Origin of the sequence: Vibrio sp. 5S239 (genome assembly GCF_041439575.1) — a bacterium.
GTDB classification, from domain to species: domain Bacteria; phylum Pseudomonadota; class Gammaproteobacteria; order Enterobacterales; family Vibrionaceae; genus Vibrio; species Vibrio kanaloae.
The window spans coordinates 1-18,322 of record NZ_JBGOOM010000034.1 but is presented as its reverse complement, the minus strand read 5'-3'; the positions used below and the strand labels follow the sequence as shown (position 1 = coordinate 18,322).

17 protein-coding genes and 1 riboswitch are annotated in these 18,322 nt (G+C 45.2%); of the genes, 6 read left to right on the top strand and 11 right to left on the bottom strand.

The genetic code is table 11. The features are described from left to right. Positions 1-85 precede the first annotated feature (85 nt). Positions 86-2,260 (bottom strand): DNA helicase II, encoded by a 2,175-nt coding sequence (gene uvrD, locus ACED48_RS19335; RefSeq protein WP_017055278.1) that lies wholly within the window; start codon positions 2,258-2,260, stop codon positions 86-88. Positions 2,261-2,523: 263 nt separating this feature from the next. Here uvrD and ACED48_RS19330 point away from each other — a divergent pair, with 263 nt between their 5' ends. From ACED48_RS19330 to ACED48_RS19315, 4 genes are all read left to right on the top strand, one after another. Beyond that, entirely contained in the window at positions 2,524-2,784 is a 261-nt protein-coding gene (locus ACED48_RS19330; RefSeq protein WP_017055279.1) for a DUF2282 domain-containing protein, read from the top strand. A gap of 64 nt (positions 2,785-2,848) precedes the next feature. Continuing rightward, positions 2,849-3,709, top strand: a complete 861-nt coding sequence (locus tag ACED48_RS19325) for a DUF692 domain-containing protein (protein ID WP_017055280.1) — start codon at positions 2,849-2,851, stop codon at positions 3,707-3,709. After that, positions 3,706-4,473 (top strand): DNA-binding domain-containing protein, encoded by a 768-nt coding sequence (locus ACED48_RS19320; protein ID WP_017055281.1) that lies wholly within the window; start codon positions 3,706-3,708, stop codon positions 4,471-4,473. Before ACED48_RS19325 ends, ACED48_RS19320 begins: the two co-directional genes overlap by 4 nt. A gap of 1 nt (position 4,474) precedes the next feature. Next, positions 4,475-4,933, top strand: a complete 459-nt coding sequence (locus ACED48_RS19315) for a DoxX family protein (protein WP_017055282.1) — start codon at positions 4,475-4,477, stop codon at positions 4,931-4,933. An 89-nt stretch (positions 4,934-5,022) separates the two neighbouring features. On the opposite strand, the gene ACED48_RS19310 is transcribed toward ACED48_RS19315, so the two are convergent. Together ACED48_RS19310 and ACED48_RS19305 are read right to left on the bottom strand one after the other, a co-directional pair. Continuing rightward, on the bottom strand, positions 5,023-5,304 hold the full coding sequence (locus ACED48_RS19310; RefSeq protein ID WP_017055283.1) for a hypothetical protein: 282 nt from the start codon (positions 5,302-5,304) through the stop codon (positions 5,023-5,025). A gap of 102 nt (positions 5,305-5,406) precedes the next feature. Further along, positions 5,407-6,606: a multidrug effflux MFS transporter gene (locus ACED48_RS19305; RefSeq protein WP_029626813.1), complete on the bottom strand. Its 1,200-nt coding sequence runs from the start codon at positions 6,604-6,606 to the stop codon at positions 5,407-5,409. A 101-nt stretch (positions 6,607-6,707) separates the two neighbouring features. Between ACED48_RS19305 and ACED48_RS19300 the strand changes: the two genes are divergently transcribed. Both ACED48_RS19300 and ACED48_RS19295 read left to right on the top strand, forming a co-directional pair. Beyond that, positions 6,708-7,649, top strand: coding sequence for a LysR substrate-binding domain-containing protein (locus ACED48_RS19300; protein ID WP_017055285.1), 942 nt, complete (start codon positions 6,708-6,710; stop codon positions 7,647-7,649). Between the two features lie 118 nt (positions 7,650-7,767). Then, positions 7,768-9,558 (top strand): aminopeptidase P family protein, encoded by a 1,791-nt coding sequence (locus tag ACED48_RS19295; protein ID WP_017055286.1) that lies wholly within the window; start codon positions 7,768-7,770, stop codon positions 9,556-9,558. Between the two features lie 156 nt (positions 9,559-9,714). On the opposite strand, the gene thiH is transcribed toward ACED48_RS19295, so the two are convergent. The 8 genes from thiH to ACED48_RS19255 all read right to left on the bottom strand — a co-directional run bounded on the left by thiH (position 9,715) and on the right by ACED48_RS19255 (position 17,994). Further along, positions 9,715-10,842 (bottom strand): 2-iminoacetate synthase ThiH, encoded by a 1,128-nt coding sequence (thiH, locus tag ACED48_RS19290; RefSeq protein WP_017055287.1) that lies wholly within the window; start codon positions 10,840-10,842, stop codon positions 9,715-9,717. A 7-nt stretch (positions 10,843-10,849) separates the two neighbouring features. Continuing rightward, complete coding sequence (locus ACED48_RS19285) at positions 10,850-11,614, bottom strand: thiazole synthase (protein WP_017055288.1); 765 nt, start codon at positions 11,612-11,614, stop codon at positions 10,850-10,852. A 2-nt stretch (positions 11,615-11,616) separates the two neighbouring features. After that, positions 11,617-11,826 carry a sulfur carrier protein ThiS gene (gene thiS / locus ACED48_RS19280; RefSeq protein WP_017055289.1) on the bottom strand — a complete coding sequence of 70 codons (210 nt, stop codon included), beginning with the start codon at positions 11,824-11,826 and terminating at the stop codon, positions 11,617-11,619. Next, positions 11,823-12,605, bottom strand: a complete 783-nt coding sequence (locus tag ACED48_RS19275; RefSeq protein ID WP_017055290.1) for a HesA/MoeB/ThiF family protein — start codon at positions 12,603-12,605, stop codon at positions 11,823-11,825. Before ACED48_RS19275 ends, thiS begins: the two co-directional genes overlap by 4 nt. After that, the gene (locus ACED48_RS19270; RefSeq protein WP_017055291.1) at positions 12,595-13,887 is read right to left on the bottom strand and encodes a thiamine phosphate synthase; all 1,293 of its coding nucleotides are present in this window, start codon (positions 13,885-13,887) and stop codon (positions 12,595-12,597) included. The genes ACED48_RS19275 and ACED48_RS19270 overlap by 11 nt, the downstream gene beginning before the upstream one ends. Continuing rightward, on the bottom strand, positions 13,887-15,836 hold the full coding sequence (thiC, locus tag ACED48_RS19265) for a phosphomethylpyrimidine synthase ThiC (RefSeq protein ID WP_017055292.1): 1,950 nt from the start codon (positions 15,834-15,836) through the stop codon (positions 13,887-13,889). Before thiC ends, ACED48_RS19270 begins: the two co-directional genes overlap by 1 nt. A gap of 130 nt (positions 15,837-15,966) precedes the next feature. Further along, positions 15,967-16,065: riboswitch (TPP riboswitch) on the bottom strand. Between the two features lie 62 nt (positions 16,066-16,127). Then, the gene (crcB, locus tag ACED48_RS19260) at positions 16,128-16,511 is read right to left on the bottom strand and encodes a fluoride efflux transporter CrcB (protein ID WP_017055293.1); all 384 of its coding nucleotides are present in this window, start codon (positions 16,509-16,511) and stop codon (positions 16,128-16,130) included. Positions 16,512-16,611: 100 nt separating this feature from the next. Next, complete coding sequence (locus tag ACED48_RS19255; protein WP_017055294.1) at positions 16,612-17,994, bottom strand: multicopper oxidase family protein; 1,383 nt, start codon at positions 17,992-17,994, stop codon at positions 16,612-16,614. Positions 17,995-18,322: the final 328 nt, after the last annotated feature.

The window sequence follows — 18,322 nt, the reverse complement described above, 5'->3', positions numbered from 1 at the left end:
GCTCTTTCTGTTTTTAATGCGGGTTACTTTAAATGCTGAACGGTTTTTAAAGACCACACTGCTTTCTAAATGCTGAAGTAGCAGATTAAAGCTGCTCTAAACGAGCGTAAGCCGTCACCAACCACTTGATGCCTTCACCATTAAACGCGACTTGAACTCGGCTTTGCGGGCCACTTCCCTCGAAGTTAATGATGGTACCTTCACCAAACTTAGGGTGCTTCACGCGAGAGCCCAAGCTAAAGCCTGTTTCGTTGAAATTCTCTTTCACGGCAGTTTGGCTAAAGCGACCGCTGCTTGCAGGACGGCTCACTTGCGCTTTCATACGCACTTCATCCAGACAGGTCTCAGGTAGCTCACGAATAAAGCGGGATGGTTTGTGGTATTTGTCTTGTCCGTACAAACGACGCATCTCTGCGTAGGTGATGTACAGCTTCTCCATCGCACGAGTCATGCCTACGTAACACAGGCGACGTTCTTCTTCTAAACGCCCTGCTTCTTCCGCTGACATCTGGCTTGGGAACATGCCTTCTTCGACACCCACCATGAATACCATTGGGAACTCTAGGCCTTTGGCACTGTGTAGAGTCATTAGCTGAACCGCATCATCAAACTCATCAGCCTGACCTTCACCCGCTTCCAAAGCTGCATGAGTCAAGAAAGCATTAAGCATGCTCATCTCATCCGCTTCTTCCGGCTTTTCAAATTGACGCGTCGCCGTTACCAATTCTTCCAAGTTCTCAATACGAGCCTTAGACTTCTCACCCTTCTCTTGCTCGTACATCGCAAACAGACCCGACGATTTAATCACGTGGTCGGTTTGTTCATGCAGGCTAAGTTCTAGCGTGTCATCTTCAAGCGCATTAATCAGCTCAATAAAACGACTCAATGCACCCGCAGCACGACCGGGTAGCACTTGCTCTTCGATCAAAGCAACACTTGCTTCCCACATGGTTGCACCACGATCACGAGCTGCGAGACGAATCGTCTCTAACGTTTTATCGCCTAAGCCACGCGTTGGCGTATTGACGACACGTTCAAACGCCGCATCATTACTGCGGTTGCTCATTAACCGCATGTAGCTCAACGCGTCCCTGATTTCTTGACGCTCGAAGAATCGCATGCCACCGTAGATTCGGTAAGGCAGGCCACCTTGAATAAGCGCTTCTTCAAGAACACGCGATTGGGCGTTATTACGATAAAGCATTGCGGTATCTTCTAGCGCGCCGCCTTTCTCTTGCCACTCTTTGATCTTGCTAACCGTGAAACGCGCTTCATCTAGCTCATTATAAGCCGAGTAAACTGAGATTGGCTCGCCATCGTTTCCATCGGTCCACAACTCTTTACCCATACGTTCGGTGTTGTTCGAGATAAGTTCGTTCGATGCCTGCAGAATGGTTTTGGTTGAACGGTAGTTCTGTTCGAGTCGAACCGTCGAAGCTCCTGGGAATTCATCCAAGAACTTCTGAATATTTTCGATCTTCGCACCACGCCAGCCATAGATAGATTGGTCGTCATCGCCTACGATCATCACGCGACAATCTGGGCCTGCCATCATACGCAGCCAAGCATATTGGATGTTGTTGGTATCTTGGAATTCGTCGACAAGAATGTGCTTGAAGCGAGCTTGATAGTGCTCTCGGATGTGCTTCTTATCGCGTAATAGTTCATGCGATCTCAACAAGATTTCCGCAAAGTCGACCAGACCAGCACGATCACATGCTTCTTGGTAAGCAGAGTAAATTTTTAACCACGTTTGAGTGATTGGATCATGGTAGGCGTCGATGTGATTTGGGCGTAATCCCTCGTCTTTCTTGCCATTAATCCACCAAGAAGCTTGCTTAGCAGGCCACTGCTTTTCATCAAGGTTTTGCGCTTTGATTAAGCGGCGTAGCAAACGAACCTGATCATCAGAATCAATGATTTGGAAATCTTCTGGCAGCTTTGCATCTAAGTAGTGAGCACGAAGGATGCGGTGGCAAATACCGTGGAAGGTGCCGTTCCACATGCCTGACGAACTACCCATCATCAACTCTTCAATACGGCCACGCATCTCTGCTGCCGCTTTGTTGGTGAAGGTTACTGACATGATAGAAAACGGTGAGGCTTGCTCTACGCTTTGCAGCCAAGCGATACGATGCACCAACACTCGCGTTTTACCACTACCAGCACCTGCCAGAATAAGTAGATTTTCTAAAGGTGCTGCGACCGCCTCACGTTGTTTGTCGTTTAGGCCATCGAGTAAAAGCGAAGGATCTATCATTGGATATGCTCACTACTGGGTATTTATACATAAAAGTTGATTATAACCTAAACACTCAGCTGCGTTTAGGGGAATAAGAAGAAAAAACATCCAAAATTTAACAAAATAAAATCAACAACTTAAATGTAGACGTACAACTAACATCGATAAATTCTGTAATGTAGTGAAATTATTTCCAAGTTATGCCTATCTTCTTAGGTAAGCACGTTAACAATTCATTAACCTGCGATGCGTAAATAATATTAAATTTAGAGGGAATGACTATGAAAAGTTCTAATCTTGCTGTTACAGCTGCCATCACAAGTGTACTCGCGTTCGGCGGTGCCGTTCTTACATCAGCACCTGCGGAAGCAGCAGCAAAAGAAAAATGCTACGGCGTGGCAAAAGCTGGCCAAAATGATTGTGCAACCAAAACAAGTTCGTGTGCAGGCACAGCAAAAGAAGACAACCAATCCGATGCATTCGTAGTCGTTCCTAAAGGACTGTGTGGCAAATTATCGGGTGGTAGTACTCAACCATCATAATTGAGCTGCTTAGTATGGTGGGCTGATATTCAGCTCACCTCCACTTTCCATTAGGAGAACCGTTGTGACTCAAACTCTTCACCCCAACGCAGGGGTTGGCCTTAGAACACCGCACTTGGACTTCTTTAGCCACAATCCAGCTTTAGTGAATTGGTTAGAGGTTCACAGCGAAAACTACTTTTTAGCTCAATCACCGCAACGCCAACAACTCAGAGAAATTCGTAATGCCCACAACATCAGTTGCCACGGTGTAGGACTGTCTCTTGGTTCTGTTGAGCGTATCAACCCACATCATCTGTCTCAGTTAACAGCCCTAATTGACGATATCGAACCTTTCTTGGTTTCTGATCATCTCAGCTGGAGTCAGACTGGTGGTCATTACTTCAATGACTTGTTACCGCTGCCTTATACCGAAGAAGCGCTAGAGGTCTTTTGTCGCAATGTCATCGAGATACAAGACAGCCTGCAACGCCCGATGTTGATTGAGAACCCATCGAGCTACCTTACCTTCAAGCATTCAACCATCCCAGAATGGGAATTTTTAGCCGAGGTACAGAAGCGCACCGAGTGTCACCTACTGCTCGATTTCAATAATATTTTTGTCTCATCTTTTAATCATGGCTTCAGCTGTGAAGAGTATCTAAGTGGAATACCGGCAGACAAAGTGGAAGAGATTCACTTGGCAGGTTTCACGAAGAAGAAACTCGAACAAGGTGAGATCTGGATAGACACCCACAGTAAACCTGTCTGTGATGAAGTGTGGCAGCTGTACACCCAATGGATACAGCAACACGGTTCGCGCCACACCTTGATTGAATGGGATCTAGATATCCCAGAACCACAAGTTTTATTGGCTGAAGCAACCAAAGCCAGTGACATCTTGTATCAACACGACAAGTTCATTCAAAGGAGTCGCGCATCATGAGCCACTCCCTAGCAAAAGTTCAATCGGAATTTGCTAACGCCCTACGCTACCAAAACAGTGGTGAGCATTGCGACATAGTGAGCGACCATTTTACCGATGAACAGCGAATCCAGATTTACCGCAATAACTTTGTGATTAGCTTGAGCGAAGTACTCGCTGCAACCTACCCTCTCACTGAAATGCTGGTTGGTGAAGAGTGCTTCCAACAGATGGCTCGTCAACATGTCTTAAGTTATCCATCAACCTCTGGTGATGTCAGTGGTTACGGTGAACACTTTGAACAAACCATACAAGCCTTTCCTGCAGTTATTGAGGCTGCACCTTACCTTTGCGAATTGGCTATGTATGAGTGGAAAAAAGACAGCTTGATGAGAAGCGTTTCAGAATCAAAAGCCGACCAACATCCTCTTACTGGTTTAGCTGATGTGCCACCAGAGCAACAAGGCGCTTTAGTCTTTCATCTCAAAGATTCAATAACGCTCATTAATTCTAACTATGCGATTATCGCGCTTGAACACGCTATCTATCAGCAAAAACTCGATGGGCTAGACATCAACCAACCTGAATTTGGGGTGTTAATTCGAGCGGAGAATTCTCAGATTGAGAGTCATCACTTGAGTGAAGAATGCCATCAACTACTTCGCGAATTTCAATCAAGCCAAACGCTCGTAGCGATAGACCCTTCATTACTACAACATCTGAATACTGTCATGGCGCTTAACGTCATCTCAGGCTTTTCAATCAATGCCGAATTGGAGACATAATATGGATAACAACACAGTCACAAACATGATGGCTCAATACGACAGTTTGATTGAGAAATCACAAGCACTCTTTGTTCCGGTGCTACTGCTATTTTGTCGCCTATGGGTGGCGTGGGTATTCTTTAATTCTGGCCTGACCAAGATAGCGACTTGGGATAGCACCCTTTACTTATTTGAGTTGGAGTACCAGGTACCTCTACTGCCTTGGGAATTAGCCGCTTACATGGGTACTGCCGCTGAATTGATTTTACCGGTGTTCTTAGCGATCGGTTTATTAACACGACCGATGTCTGCGGTGCTATTCGTTTTCAATATCATTGCTGTTGTATCTTACCCTGTGTTGTGGGCACAAGGCTTCTACGATCACCAGCTTTGGGGATTAATGATTCTTATCGTTATCGTATGGGGCGCAGGGCCATTCTCGCTTGATAGAACGTTGAAATCTCAGTTCAGGGGCTAGAGTGCTTTTGCATAGCCCTTAAACTTACTTATGCTTCGAGAACGCAAAAAGCCACTCAATAGAGTGGCTTCTTTTTTGACTGGGATAAATTATTTGCTTAGAAAAGCTTGTAGATCTTCGGCAGAGATACCTTGCTCGGCTAGCTCTTTTGCTAATAGCTGAACCTGCTCACCTTTACGAGACTCTATCACACGCTGAAATTGGTAAATGATATCTCGCAAAGTATCGATTGGAACTTGTTTTGCCGCACTGCGAATACGCTCTTCACTTTGGTTACCTAGCTCTTTAAGCAGTTTACCAAACATAACCTTTTCAGGTGCATCTTCCATTTGTTCTAAGATGCGCGCCATTTCGTAGGTTGTTAATGACATTACAGTATTTTCCGTTGGGTACTAACGTTTCAATGAGTGACAAATATACCATGTTTTAGGGTTTCGAAAACCGCCATTTGTATATTTTGTCACCCTTGTAAATTATGCCTTGGCAAACGTCGTATGCCACGACCTACCCGCTTTGCTCGCAAGCACTAACAAAGCTGGAACAATCAGGAACATTTGCAGCGCAATCATCACCTGTGATGTTAAATCAAGACGTTGCATGGTACCCACAAGAAGTCCTGAACCACTCATTTGGAATAAGCCAAGTAGCGCAGCAGCTGTACCCGCACGGTCACCAAAAGGTTCTAGAGCTTTGCCTGCCGCTGCACCAAGAATCCAAGCAAAGCCTACCGACGATAAGAAGATCGGTAGCATGAACGCGATAGCCGTGGCTTGATTTGCAAGCACCAGCATAATCACACCCGCTAAGCCAAGCATTGAGATACCAACAATAAGCGCCCTGTAAGTACCAAAACGATCCATGAACTTAGGAGCGGTAAAGGCTGCCGCAATATTAATAACCGCGTTAACACCAAACCACAAGGTAAACTCATTCATCGTCAAACCTAGGTTTTCCATCAGCACAACCGGTGCAGAAGTAACATAAGCAAGAATGACTGCCATCGCCATCAAACACAATGTCGCATGGAAGATGAACGATGGTGTTTTCAATACCGACCAGTAACGCTCAAGCTTGAACACCGCAACCTTTTCTGTGGTGGGGTTAGACTCTTTCATCTGAAAAAACAAAACACCGCCAACGACTACGGCGAAGCCAGCCATAAAGCTGAAGTTTGAGCGCCAACCAAACTCTTGAGTAAGCCAAGCACCAAGAATAGGAGCCAACGCAGGAATAAAGCAGATCGCACCATTAAGGTAACTGATCATTCGACCACTCCTCTGAGGGCCAAATAGATCGCGAACCGTTGCAAAGGCTGCTACAGAAGTCGCACAAGCTCCTAAGCCTTGTAGCAGCCGAGCTATTAGCATCATATCAATCGATTGAGCTGCCCACGCCAAGCAAGCACTCAATGCATAGATACTAATACCTCCCAATGCAACGGTTCGACGTCCTAACTTATCAGCCAAAGGGCCAGCAAACAGTTGGCCGACACCCATGGCAAATAAAAACCAAGTTATCGTATCTTGTGCTAGTGCATGTTCCACGTGAAACGCTGTCGAAATTTGTGGCAGAGCTGGTAAATAGATATCAATAGCCAAAGGGCTAAATAGAACCAACATTGCCAATAAAGCAACCTGCAGTTTACTAGGGGTTGGAAGCGCGTTAGAAGGCACAAGATTCTCCGGATGAGTTAATTTCGATGCATAATAACCAACTAAAGATATGAACAAAAATGGCATATACTCATTAGCATTATTCCAAATAGGAAACTCACATGAATATAGAAAAACTGTCACGCCTCGACCTAAACTTATTAGTTTGTCTTCAGGTACTGATAGAAGAGCTGAGTGTCACTCGCACCGCACAACGTTTGTGCTTGAGCCAATCAGCGGTGAGTAAGTCATTAGCAAAACTTCGTGAGCAATTTAATGACCCCCTTTTCACACGCAGTGCTCATGGTCTACGACCAACACCAAAAGCGGTTTTCCTCAAACCTCGATTAGAAACGTTGATCAACCAGCTTGATGTACTTACCCAACCAGAGACTTTTACTCCCAATAACAGCGACCACAGTTTTCATATTGCGGCTGTAGAAAGTGTCTACCCGCTGATTCTTCCTCACTTTTTACCTGCGATATTTAGGCAGGCCCCAAAAGTTAACATCAACACTCACACTTGGTCAGAACAAACGTTTAAAAAACTACAGCTTGGTGAGTTGGATATAGGTCTAACGGGAAAAGACATAGACATCAACGATGCTAGGCTAACCATGCAGCCACCGGATGATATCTGTGAGCAAGAGATCTATCGTGACGCGCAAATGTGTGTACTAAGACGTAACCACCCAGCCTTAACTGGCAAATGGGACTTAGGTACTTACCTTGCACAACGGCATGTGCAAGTCAGGTGCGATGGAAATGACCGCTGGTTGCTAGATTATAAACTGGCAGACATGGGGCACCAACGTGATATCGCTATCTCGGTACCAGACTTCAATAGCGCCGCAAGCTTGTGTACTTATACTGATTTTGTATTTACGGCACCAAGCCACTTTACTTATCTTGTTGCCAAACAACTTGACCTAGTGGTGGTCCCTTTACCGATGGAATTCCCTCCGATGGCATACACTCTGTTTTGGCACCGTGACAGAGAAAACGACCCAGCATTAACTTGGCTGCGAGATATCATAAAAGAAAAAACCCTGCACCTTAGATAAAAATGGCGTTCAGTATTTGCAGCAAACGAACAAAAGCGCTAGCTTATTGACTTAGTCCCCTCATAGGTATCTCTACTGTGGGCGCTAATAAGGACCCTAACAATAAGGATAAACACAGATGCACAATACCACTGCTGAACGCGTTGCTGCGGTTCGATCTTGGCTTGAATCAAACCACTTAGATGCCGTGATCATTCCACACGAAGACGAATATCTAGGAGAATACGTTCCAGCTCATAACGAGCGACTGCATTGGTTAACCGGCTTCACTGGTTCTGCAGGTACAGCGGTTATCACTCGTGAGAAGGCTGCTATATTTGTTGATGGTCGCTATACCGTTCAGGTTCGTAAGCAGGTACCAGCAGAGTTGTTTGAATATCGCCACCTTATTGAAGAACCCGCTTTAGATTGGATCATCAATTCATTACCGCAAGGCAGTAAGGTTGCATTCGATCCGCGCATGCACACCTCAGCTTGGTTGAAAGGCACACAAGCAAAACTCGCAGATAAAGTGGAACTAACAGCACTCTCTTCTAATCCAATAGATCAGCTTTGGTCTGATCGCCCTGAACCTATCGTATCTGATGTACGCCTAATGGCAACAGACGCCGTTGGTCAGTCAAGTACAAGCAAGCGCGATGAGATTGCACGCATACTCAAGGCAAAAGGTGCTGATGCGGCTATTCTTACTGAACTCGATTCAATCTGTTGGTTGCTTAACATTCGTGGCTTGGATGTCTCTCGACTACCTGTTGTTTTATCCAACGCGATCATTCACGCCGATGAAAGCGTCGATTTCTTCTTAGACCCAGCGCGTATCCCTGCAGGCTTTGAAGCACACGTCGGTAATGGTATTCGTGTCTCTCATCCATCAGAGCTTAAATCCTGCCTTGAATCTTTAGCAGACAAAAATGTATCGGTCGATTCAGGTACCAGTAACGCTTGGTACACACTTGTTCTGCAAAATGCTGGCGCACATATCATTGAAGCAGCAGACCCATGCTTAATGCCAAAAGCCGCGAAGAATGAAACTGAAATTGCCGGTATGAAGGCGTGTCACATTCGTGATGGTGTTGCGATGGCGAAGTTCTTGTCTTGGATTGATGCAGAAGTGGCTCAGGGCAACCTACACAACGAAGCAGTCTTGGCTGACAAAGTACAATCATTCCGTGAACAAGATCCAACACTGATGGACCTAAGCTTTGACACAATATCAGCAGCTGGCGGAAACGCAGCAATGTGTCATTACAATCATGAAAACCAACCTGAACCAGGTCAGCTAGAAATGAATACTCTGTACCTAGTCGACTCAGGCGGTCAGTACCTAGATGGCACCACTGATATCACTCGCACTATCGCGATTGGCCAACCAAGCGACGAAATGATCCAGCAATTCACTCTCGCACTTAAAGGTCACATCGGTATTGCACGTGCTCGTTTCCCACAGGGTACTCGAGGTTGCCAACTGGATATCCTAGCGCGTCAGCACTTATGGGCTGAAGGGTTCGATTACGATCACGGTACTGGTCACGGTGTTGGGCATTTTTTAAGTGTTCATGAAGGTCCGCAAAGTATCTCTAAAAAGCTGGTTGACGTACCTCTTGTTGAAGGCATGGTGTTATCAAACGAGCCGGGTTACTACCGTACTGATGAGTTCGGTATCCGTATAGAAAACCTAGAGCTGGTTGTTGAGCTTCCAACTCAAGGTGACTTCTCAGTACTGACTTTTGAATCACTAACGCGTTGCCCTATCGATAAACGCAATATCAACGTCGATTTGCTAACACGACCTGAACTGGCATGGCTCAACGACTACCATCAAAAAGTATGGCACGATCTTAGCCCATTAGTTGAAGGTGATACGTTGGAATGGTTGCGCCAGTCAACGACTCCATTAGCTCACGCATAAGGTTTAGCTAGCTTATTAACTGAATCAAAACACACTTACTAAGTTAAATAAAAAGTGACAATAGAAAAACGGCTACCTAACAGGTAGCCGTTTCTGTTTGTATGTATCAATACATCTAAACTAATGTTTCACGTGGAACATTAATTTAGATGTTAACTAGCCAGAATAAGCACTGTGCCAATCTTTCCACACTGGGTCGAATCCTCGCCGACGAATCATCGACTCCACATCGGCAGCACTTCTCTCATCACTTATCTCAAACTGCTCAAGTTCTTCTTCGCCCGAAGCATAACCGCCAGGTTGGGTTTTCGAAGCCGCCGACATACTTGTTATTCCCAATGGCAACACATTGTCGCGGAAAGTTGCAGACTCACGAGTCGAAAGAGATAACTCAACCTCTGGGTTTAACAATCGATACGCGCAGATAAGTTGAACCAACTGTTTATCACTCATAACAGACTTAGGTTGTAGACCACCATTGGCATCTCCCCCCTCACAAGGACGAAGGCGCGGGAACGAAATTGAGTAACGAGTTTGCCAGTAAGTACGTTCTAGGTAATCTAAGTGAGCAGCAACAAAGAAGCAGTCGGTTCGCCAATCTTCCAAACCAATCAAGGCTCCAATACCTATCTTATCGATACCCGCCTTTGCCAATCGATCGGGAGTTTCGAGGCGGTACTCAAAATCCATTTTATTGCCACGCAGATGATGCTCCGCGTAGGTTCTTGGTTGATAGGTCTCTTGGTAAACCATCACCGCATCTAAGCCGAGAGTTTTAAGTTCTGCGTAATCATGCTGGTCAAGCGGCTGTACTTCCATCGCAAGGTAGTTGAATTGTTTTTTGATATTCGGCAACACCTGTCGGAAGTAATTCATTCCAACCTTAGTTTCATGTTCACCGGTGACCAACAAAACACTATCAAACTTCATCTTTTTAATAGCTGCACTTTCAGCATCAATTTCATCCAAGGTTAATGTACGACGCTTGATACGGTTCTCCATCGAAAAACCACAATACGTACACGCATTCGCGCACAAGTTAGATAGATACAAAGGAATATAAAGCGACATCGTATTACCGAACCGCTTACGCGTTAGCGCCAACGATTGTTGTGCCATCTGCTCTAAGTAAGGTTCTGCTGCCGGAGAGATCAAAGCCTTAAAATCTTCTAAGTCTCGTTTGGGTTTACTCAACGCGCGTTCAACATCCGCCGCCGTTTTACTGAAGATAGACATACCAATGTCGTCCCAGTTGAGCTGTTTAAATCGATCAACAAACGTCATAGTAATACTACTCGTCTAAGAATGAGGTTAGCGGGCTTGAAGCAACCGCGTGAGATACCTGACCAGCGAGACCTGCAAGGTAAGCCATACGACCTGCTTCAACTGCCAACTTAAAGGCAATCGCCATTTCAACAGGCTGTTGAGAGGCAGCAATCGCGGTGTTAACTAACACGGCATCCGCGCCCATTTCCATTGCACGAGCAGCATGAGATGGCGCACCAATACCAGCGTCAACAATCACAGGGACGTTCGCTTGGTCGATAATGATCTCTAAGAAGTCTGCAGACGCAATCCCCTTATTTGAACCAATCGGCGCGCCTAGCGGCATAACGGCAGCACAGCCTATCTCTTCTAACCGCTTACACAGAACAGGGTCAGCGTGGCAATAAGGCAACACAACAAAGCCATCTTTAACCAACTGCTCAGCAGCGTTAAGTGTCTCAATGGGGTCTGGCATTAAGTACTTTGGATCCGGGTGAATCTCAAGTTTTAGCCAGTTTGTGCCTAGTGCTTCACGAGCCAAATGCGCAGCAAAGATGGCATCTTTTGCATTCTTCGCACCAGAGGTATTCGGAAGTAAATTGACGCCAGCATCAATAATGGGCTGCAAAATATCATCTTGCTCAGAGCGAATATCCACTCTCTTCAACGCCATAGTTGCCAGTTGAGAGCCTGACGCTTCGATCGCACTCGCCATAAAATATTTGTTTGCAAACTTGCCGGTTCCAGTGAAGAGTCGTGATTGAAACGTTTTATCTGCGATGGTTAACATGGTTAGCCCCCTGCAATCGCTTGGAAAAGAGAGATGGAATCGCCTTCGTTGACGATGGTTTGTTGCCATTGGCTACGCGGTACAACCGCATTATTGATAGCAAATACACAGCCCAAATCAGGTAGCGATAGTGCTTGGATGATGTCTGAGAGAGACGATGATTGCGCGACCTGCTCTGGTTGCTCGTTTATAGAAATAGTTATGTTACTCATTGTGCTTCTTCTTCTAAGTGTTGGGTCGCCGATGTATTGCAAACTGGACATTCGCTATCTTGAGTGACCATCAGGCTTTGCCAGTTCATGCTCTGGCCATCGAACAACTTAAGCTGATGTGTTGCGACTTTAAACTCGCCACTGCTAACACGCTGAATCGCAGCAAGAGCTTGGAGGTTGCCTATCGTGCCGACCACTGGGCCAATTATGCCGCTATCACTACAGCGCGTTGTTTGTGGATGATGATCGAACGGAAACAGGCAGTGGTAACACCCTTTCTGGTTCTGATAATCAAAGACAATAAATTGACCTTTCCAACCGATTGCAGAACCTGATATCAAAGGTGAATTAGCTTTGAAACATGCTTGGTTAACCTGCTGGCGTGAAACGAAGTTGTCAGTGCAATCCAACACGAGATCAGCCAACATCACTTCTAATTCAAGCTGGCTTTCACTCATTCGTTGATTGATGGTTCTTACTTGGCTGCGGCCATTGAGATCATTCAGTTGTTGTTTAAGAGCTTCGACCTTAGGTGAACCTAATTGGCTTTCCTTAAACGCTACCTGCCTCTGCAAGTTAGACGAATCCACACAATCATCATCGACCAATACGATCCTTCCGACACCAGAAGCTGCGAGATAGAGAGCAGCAGCATTACCCAAACCACCACAACCAATCACCAACACGTGGCTGTTTAACAGATTTCGTTGCCCTTGCTCACCAACCTCAGGTAATGCAATTTGTCGTTGGTAACGAATAAACTCAAAGTCACTCAACATAGCTAGGCTCCCGCATAACCTCTTTATTAGTCGTTGAAGAGTTAGAGGTCATCAGCTTATCGAAAAACTCGACAACTTGTTTTGGGTCTTCTGCTAATGTAATCGCACGTACAACCGCCAAACTCGAGACACCACAATCCCAAACCTGCGCAGCTGCCGATTGGTCAATACCGCCAATAGCCACCGTCGGATAACCAACAAGCTTTTCTGTGTATGGGATGGTATCAATTAGCTGTTGGTACAAAGACAAACGCACCAAGCCTTGGGGCTTGGATGGCATCTGTTTCGTCGTGGTCGGAAATATATGGCCTAGTGCAATGTAGCTTGGATTGATTTGGACGATGCGTAACAACTCATAATAACCATGAGTCGATAGACCGATCTTAATACCCGCTAGGCTAAGTTGGGAAAGGTTTGATTCTTCAATATCCTCTTGCCCCAGGTGCACACCAAAAGCACCATACTTGAGTGCAAGCTGCCAGTAATCGTTAATAAAAACCTGAGCGTTATGTTCTCGACCAAGTTCGATCGATCGTGCGACTTGTTGCTCTAAGTCGGCTTGCTGCGGGTTCTTAATACGCAGTTGGATTGTGTTGATTCCAAGCTTAAGCAATCTTTCTATCCACTCAGCATCATCAACCACCGGGTATAAGCCGAGGCTATCTTTGCTCAACTCAGGGAAAGAAAGTGATGTCCCTTGGTTAGCCCAACCAACACTGATATCCAGTCGTTCGTCTTCTAGAACAGGGATAGGAAAATTTTGATAATGTGCTGGCCATGTTCCACGTGAAACATTCGACGCTGCGCGAGCTAAAACCAGTGCGTCTTCCAATGGAAATTCCAGCGCCAACAAAGTAAGTAACCAAGCAAAGTGGCTACGACTATCTAACTCTTGATGAGCTGTACTTTCGCTCTTGATAACACGATTAGAACCTAAGTGTGACCAGAGATCCAGTACAGCTGAATCATCTGAGACACCGATATAAATGGTATTCGGAGTTTGTGTAAAGGCATCACAAACGTCAACTAGCGAAACTGAATTGCTGTAATCAATAATATGGTTCAGTTGCGCTAACTTGCACTCCGCCAATAAATCAACATCATGAACAAAGCCAATAGATAACACCTGCTGAGCATCAACGATAGAGAAGTATTGAGTCGGGCTTACACCCAACTCAACTGCATCGGTTGCCAAGCCTTGTCGCTTAGCAACCAATAGACAGTTTTGAACCTCCCCCGTTAACTCGATGTATTGAGATGGGATGAGAATCTTCACTGTCATTATTCCTCTAATTGAGCTTCTTTTGCACTTACTGCAGGGTGATAAAGTTCAGAGCCAGTATCACGGAACTCTTTTGATTTCTGACGCATCCCTTCCAACGGGTTATCCAACATCTTGATCTCGATAGCCTGATCAGCAGCCACTTGTTCGGTGTCTTTCGCGTACTCTCGAACTTCTTGAGAAATCTTCATCGAGCAAAACTTAGGACCACACATAGAGCAAAAGTGAGCAACCTTGCCCGACTCTTGTGGCAGGGTTTCATCATGGAAAGAACGCGCAGTTTCCGGATCTAAAGCTAGATTAAATTGGTCTTCCCAACGGAATTCAAAACGTGCTTTAGATAATGCATTATCTCGGATTTGTGCACCCGGATGTCCTTTAGCCAAGTCTGCAGCATGTGCTGCCAGCTTGTAAGTAATCAAGCCAGTCTTAACATCTTCTTTATTGGGTAAGCCTAGGTGCTCTTTAGGGGTTACATAACAAAGCATCGCGCAACCGTACCAACCAATCATGGCCGCGCCAATACCAGAGGTAATATGGTCGTAACCAGGGGCAATATCTGTCGTCAGCGGGCCTAACGTATAGAAAGGCGCTTCATGGCAATGCTCTAACTGCTCATCCATATTCTCTTTGATTAAGTGCATTGGCACATGTCCAGGGCCTTCAATGATCACCTGAACGTCGTATTCCCAAGCAACTTTAGTCAACTCACCTAGAGTTCGTAACTCCGAGAATTGAGCTTCATCATTGGCATCAGCAATCGAACCCGGACGTAGACCGTCACCCAACGACAGAGCGACATCGTACTTCGCACAGATCTCACAGATCTCACGGAAGTGGGTATAAAGGAAGCTTTCTTGGTGATGAGCAAGACACCATTTCGCGATGATAGAACCGCCACGAGAGACAATGCCAGTCACACGTTTAGCCGTCATAGGCACGTAGCGAAGCAGTAAACCTGCGTGAATAGTGAAGTAATCAACGCCCTGCTCTGCTTGCTCAATCAAGGTGTCACGCATGACTTCCCAATTAAGGTCTTCGGCTACACCATTCACTTTTTCAAGCGCTTGATACATAGGAACCGTACCAATCGGCACAGGGCTATTGCGAAGAATCCATTCACGAGTCTCGTGGATATTACGGCCAGTAGAAAGGTCCATTACGGTATCGCCGCCCCAGCGAGTCGACCATACTAGCTTCTCAACTTCTTCTTCAATCGAAGAGCTTACAGAAGAGTTACCGATATTGGCGTTCACTTTCACTAAGAAGTTTCGACCAATAATCATTGGTTCTGATTCTGGGTGGTTGATGTTTGAAGGGATAATAGCTCGACCTTCAGCAACCTCTTGACGCACGAACTCAGGGGTAATTTCTTTCGGTAGGTTTGCGCCAAAGTTATGGCCAGGGTGTTGGTGGTTCAGCTGCTCATCAGCAAACTTCTGACGTCCCATGTTCTCACGTATCGCAATGTACTCCATCTCAGGAGTGATTATACCCTGACGAGCATAATGCAGTTGAGTCACACATTGATCGCCAGTCGCGCGACGAATTCTAGGCAGATTACCGTAACGAAGGTCGTCTAGGGTGTCATCTTCTAAACGTTCTTTGGTGTAAACAGAGCTTACATCATCGAGCAGTTCCGTATCGCCACGCTCTTCAATCCATTGCTCTCGCAACTTAGGAAGGCCGCTGTAAAGGTCTATTTCATGTGTAGGATCGGTATAAACACCTGAGGTATCGTAGACATGAATAGGCTCGTTAGGCTCGAATACGGGCTCTTTTTTGCTACCACCAACCAGGCTATCAGCGAGTGATATTTCTCGTACAGGGACTTGAAGGTCCTCTCGAGATCCTTGAATGTAAGCCTTTTTCGAATTTGGGTAAGGTTGTACGGATAAAGAATCAATGAAATTCTTCGCTTCCAGTCTTGCTTGTTTACGACTCGACATAGCATTTTTCCTTGGCTTTTAGCCATTATTTATAGGGATAAAAAATGCTTGACGGATTAGATGCTACAAGAGGGATCACGGTAAGAAATACAGTTGTGATCTGGAGATAGATCTCTAGAAGGTTTCTAGTTAGATATCTACTCTTGTTCCCTTCGCAGGTATTAGCCTGATCAGGTTCAACGGATCCCGAGTTAACGGTCTCAGCCATATGGCACTCCGACAAGTATGATCGAGTATATAAAAACGGCTTAGATAAACCAAGCCGAGTTGTTAACAAATCGTAAAAAAACTTTAAGACTTTATCAAAAGTTGGAAGCCGATCCATGCTGCTGAGATACTGAGAACCACATTGAGCAGTACATTGATCCCCATCTTAAAAAATGCACCCTGCTGCATAAGAAGCACGTTATCCATCGAAAATGTAGAAAACGTCGTCAGTGCACCTAGGAAACCTAGGCCGATAATCTGTCTCCATGGTTCCGTTGCGAGTATCTCATTTTCAAATGCCGCAATAAGTAATCCCATAATAAAGGAACCAATAACGTTAACGGTGAGCGTACCAAAAGGAAAACCACGCCCTAACATCACCGCACATAACTCTGAAATCAAATAACGTGAGCAAGCACCAAACGCCCCACCAATGGCAATAAAACCTAAAATAGATAACTGACCCATGACTCCTCCCAAACAGTATCCCCTACATTCTAACTTTACCGCCGATAAAAGCGAGGGTAGAAACTAAGAATGCATGCGCAAATATTAAATGTTACAGGAGTCACTTAACTTCAATATATCCCATTAAACCCGTTTTCATGTGTTCTATAACATGACAGTGATACATCCAGCGCCCAGGATTGTCTGCAACAAATGCGGCTTTAGCTCGGCCATTTTTTCCAAGTAACACTGTATCGGTATGGAAAGGCTCTTCAACTTTCTTCCCATCAAGTTCCAATACAGTGAATGTATGGCCGTGAATATGAATCGGGTGATGATATTGAGTGACGTTCTTAAGATCGAATATATAGGTTTTACCCAATTCTAAAGTCGCCAACGGTTCAGGAATATTATCTTTGCTCATCCCCTCCCATGCTCGTTTATTAGTTAGCCAAAACTTAGGCATAGATTTTCCATCTTTAGATACTGGAGAAACCGCCCCTTCCCATTCAAATAAAAAGTCTATTTCTTCTGCATTAGCAAGATCTAGGTTAGGTACTGGATTCAATGGTAATACTGGTAATGCTCGCTCTTGAGTAAATTCGGAACCTAAGACTTCAAATTGACATAAAGAAAATGGGAAACGCCCCTTCATCTGGAGAACGTTAACTCGGTCACCAGCTTTAGGTGCTATTAGCCCGAGATCAACACGCATACCTGGGCCTATTTTATGTTGAGTCAGCTTATAGGGTGTCTTTACAGGGTTGCCATCGATAGCAATGACCCATGCTTCAGCCCCTTCAATAGCAATTGGATAGGTAATCGTGTTATCAACATTAGCGATACGCAGCCTGGTCGTTGCATGTTGTTTTAACTGATATACAGGCTCATGTATTCCATTAACGCTACTCCACTCTCCTGGCGTGCCCATGCGAGCGCTGAGACGTGGGATCATTAGATCTTTCCATTGGCCTTTCTTATCGATATGCCAATGTTTAAGCATCAGTGCGTGCTCTTCATCAAACTGCACTGGGATGCTCTCCTCAACGATAATTAGACCAACCAAGCCCATACCAAGCTGTTTAACACTGTTCATATGTGGGTGATACCAAAACGTACCAGCATCTGGTGGCGTAAATTCATAAATGAAGGTTTCACCCGGCATGATCGGTGACTGGCTCAAGAAAGGAACCCCGTCCATTTCGATTGGAATTCGCAGACCATGCCAGTGAATGGTCGTCGGCTCTGAAAGCTTATTCGTAAAACGAATTGTGACCTTTTCCCCCTGTCGACAGCGAATAGTCGGCGCTGGAATCTGCCCATTAAAGCCTAGAATATTAGTCTCAAACCCCGTCACAAGTCCAGCAGTTGAAGGTTCTGCCGTTAAGTCATAAACATACTTTCCTTGTTCATAAACCACCCGTTTCATAGAGCAAGCAGGCAGTACAGTGAGTGCAGATATAGCGAGAGATGATTGAATAAACTTACGACGGGAAATATCCATATTTGTTGCCTTTTAGTAATAACAACTAAAATGTAACAAAATATTGAGAACAATTCTCATAAAGAAGCATAGTTTGTACTGTTAGTTATTTATAAAAGTGACTGAGATAAGTAAGCACTTACATTTTAAGACTAGATTTTAGTAAAGGTAGGAATTATCGACTAAAAATTCGAACAAATATAAAGCAAAAAAGCCCCAGCATTTTTGCTGAGGCTTTGTATATGGTATAGGTGGAAGTTTAGATTCCTAACACGCTCTGTTTTGGTAAGTCGGGGAATCCGCTGCTCTGCCAATTGGAGCTACACCCCTAAAACTTTATCTTACTTCA

Excerpts from the sequence above, each read along its gene's own strand:
- uvrD (WP_017055278.1), bottom strand. The coding sequence starts at position 2,260 with ATGATAGATCCTTCGCTTTTACTCGATGGCCTAAACGACAAACAACGT.
- ACED48_RS19330 (WP_017055279.1), top strand. The coding sequence starts at position 2,524 with ATGAAAAGTTCTAATCTTGCTGTTACAGCTGCCATCACAAGTGTACTC.
- ACED48_RS19320 (WP_017055281.1), top strand. The coding sequence starts at position 3,706 with ATGAGCCACTCCCTAGCAAAAGTTCAATCGGAATTTGCTAACGCCCTA.
- ACED48_RS19315 (WP_017055282.1), top strand. The coding sequence starts at position 4,475 with ATGGATAACAACACAGTCACAAACATGATGGCTCAATACGACAGTTTG.
- ACED48_RS19310 (WP_017055283.1), bottom strand. The coding sequence starts at position 5,304 with ATGTCATTAACAACCTACGAAATGGCGCGCATCTTAGAACAAATGGAA.
- ACED48_RS19300 (WP_017055285.1), top strand. The coding sequence starts at position 6,708 with ATGAATATAGAAAAACTGTCACGCCTCGACCTAAACTTATTAGTTTGT.
- ACED48_RS19295 (WP_017055286.1), top strand. The coding sequence starts at position 7,768 with ATGCACAATACCACTGCTGAACGCGTTGCTGCGGTTCGATCTTGGCTT.
- thiH (WP_017055287.1), bottom strand. The coding sequence starts at position 10,842 with ATGACGTTTGTTGATCGATTTAAACAGCTCAACTGGGACGACATTGGT.
- ACED48_RS19285 (WP_017055288.1), bottom strand. The coding sequence starts at position 11,614 with ATGTTAACCATCGCAGATAAAACGTTTCAATCACGACTCTTCACTGGA.
- thiS (WP_017055289.1), bottom strand. The coding sequence starts at position 11,826 with ATGAGTAACATAACTATTTCTATAAACGAGCAACCAGAGCAGGTCGCG.
- ACED48_RS19275 (WP_017055290.1), bottom strand. The coding sequence starts at position 12,605 with ATGTTGAGTGACTTTGAGTTTATTCGTTACCAACGACAAATTGCATTA.
- ACED48_RS19270 (WP_017055291.1), bottom strand. The coding sequence starts at position 13,887 with ATGACAGTGAAGATTCTCATCCCATCTCAATACATCGAGTTAACGGGG.
- thiC (WP_017055292.1), bottom strand. The coding sequence starts at position 15,836 with ATGTCGAGTCGTAAACAAGCAAGACTGGAAGCGAAGAATTTCATTGAT.
- crcB (WP_017055293.1), bottom strand. The coding sequence starts at position 16,511 with ATGGGTCAGTTATCTATTTTAGGTTTTATTGCCATTGGTGGGGCGTTT.
- ACED48_RS19255 (WP_017055294.1), bottom strand. The coding sequence starts at position 17,994 with ATGGATATTTCCCGTCGTAAGTTTATTCAATCATCTCTCGCTATATCT.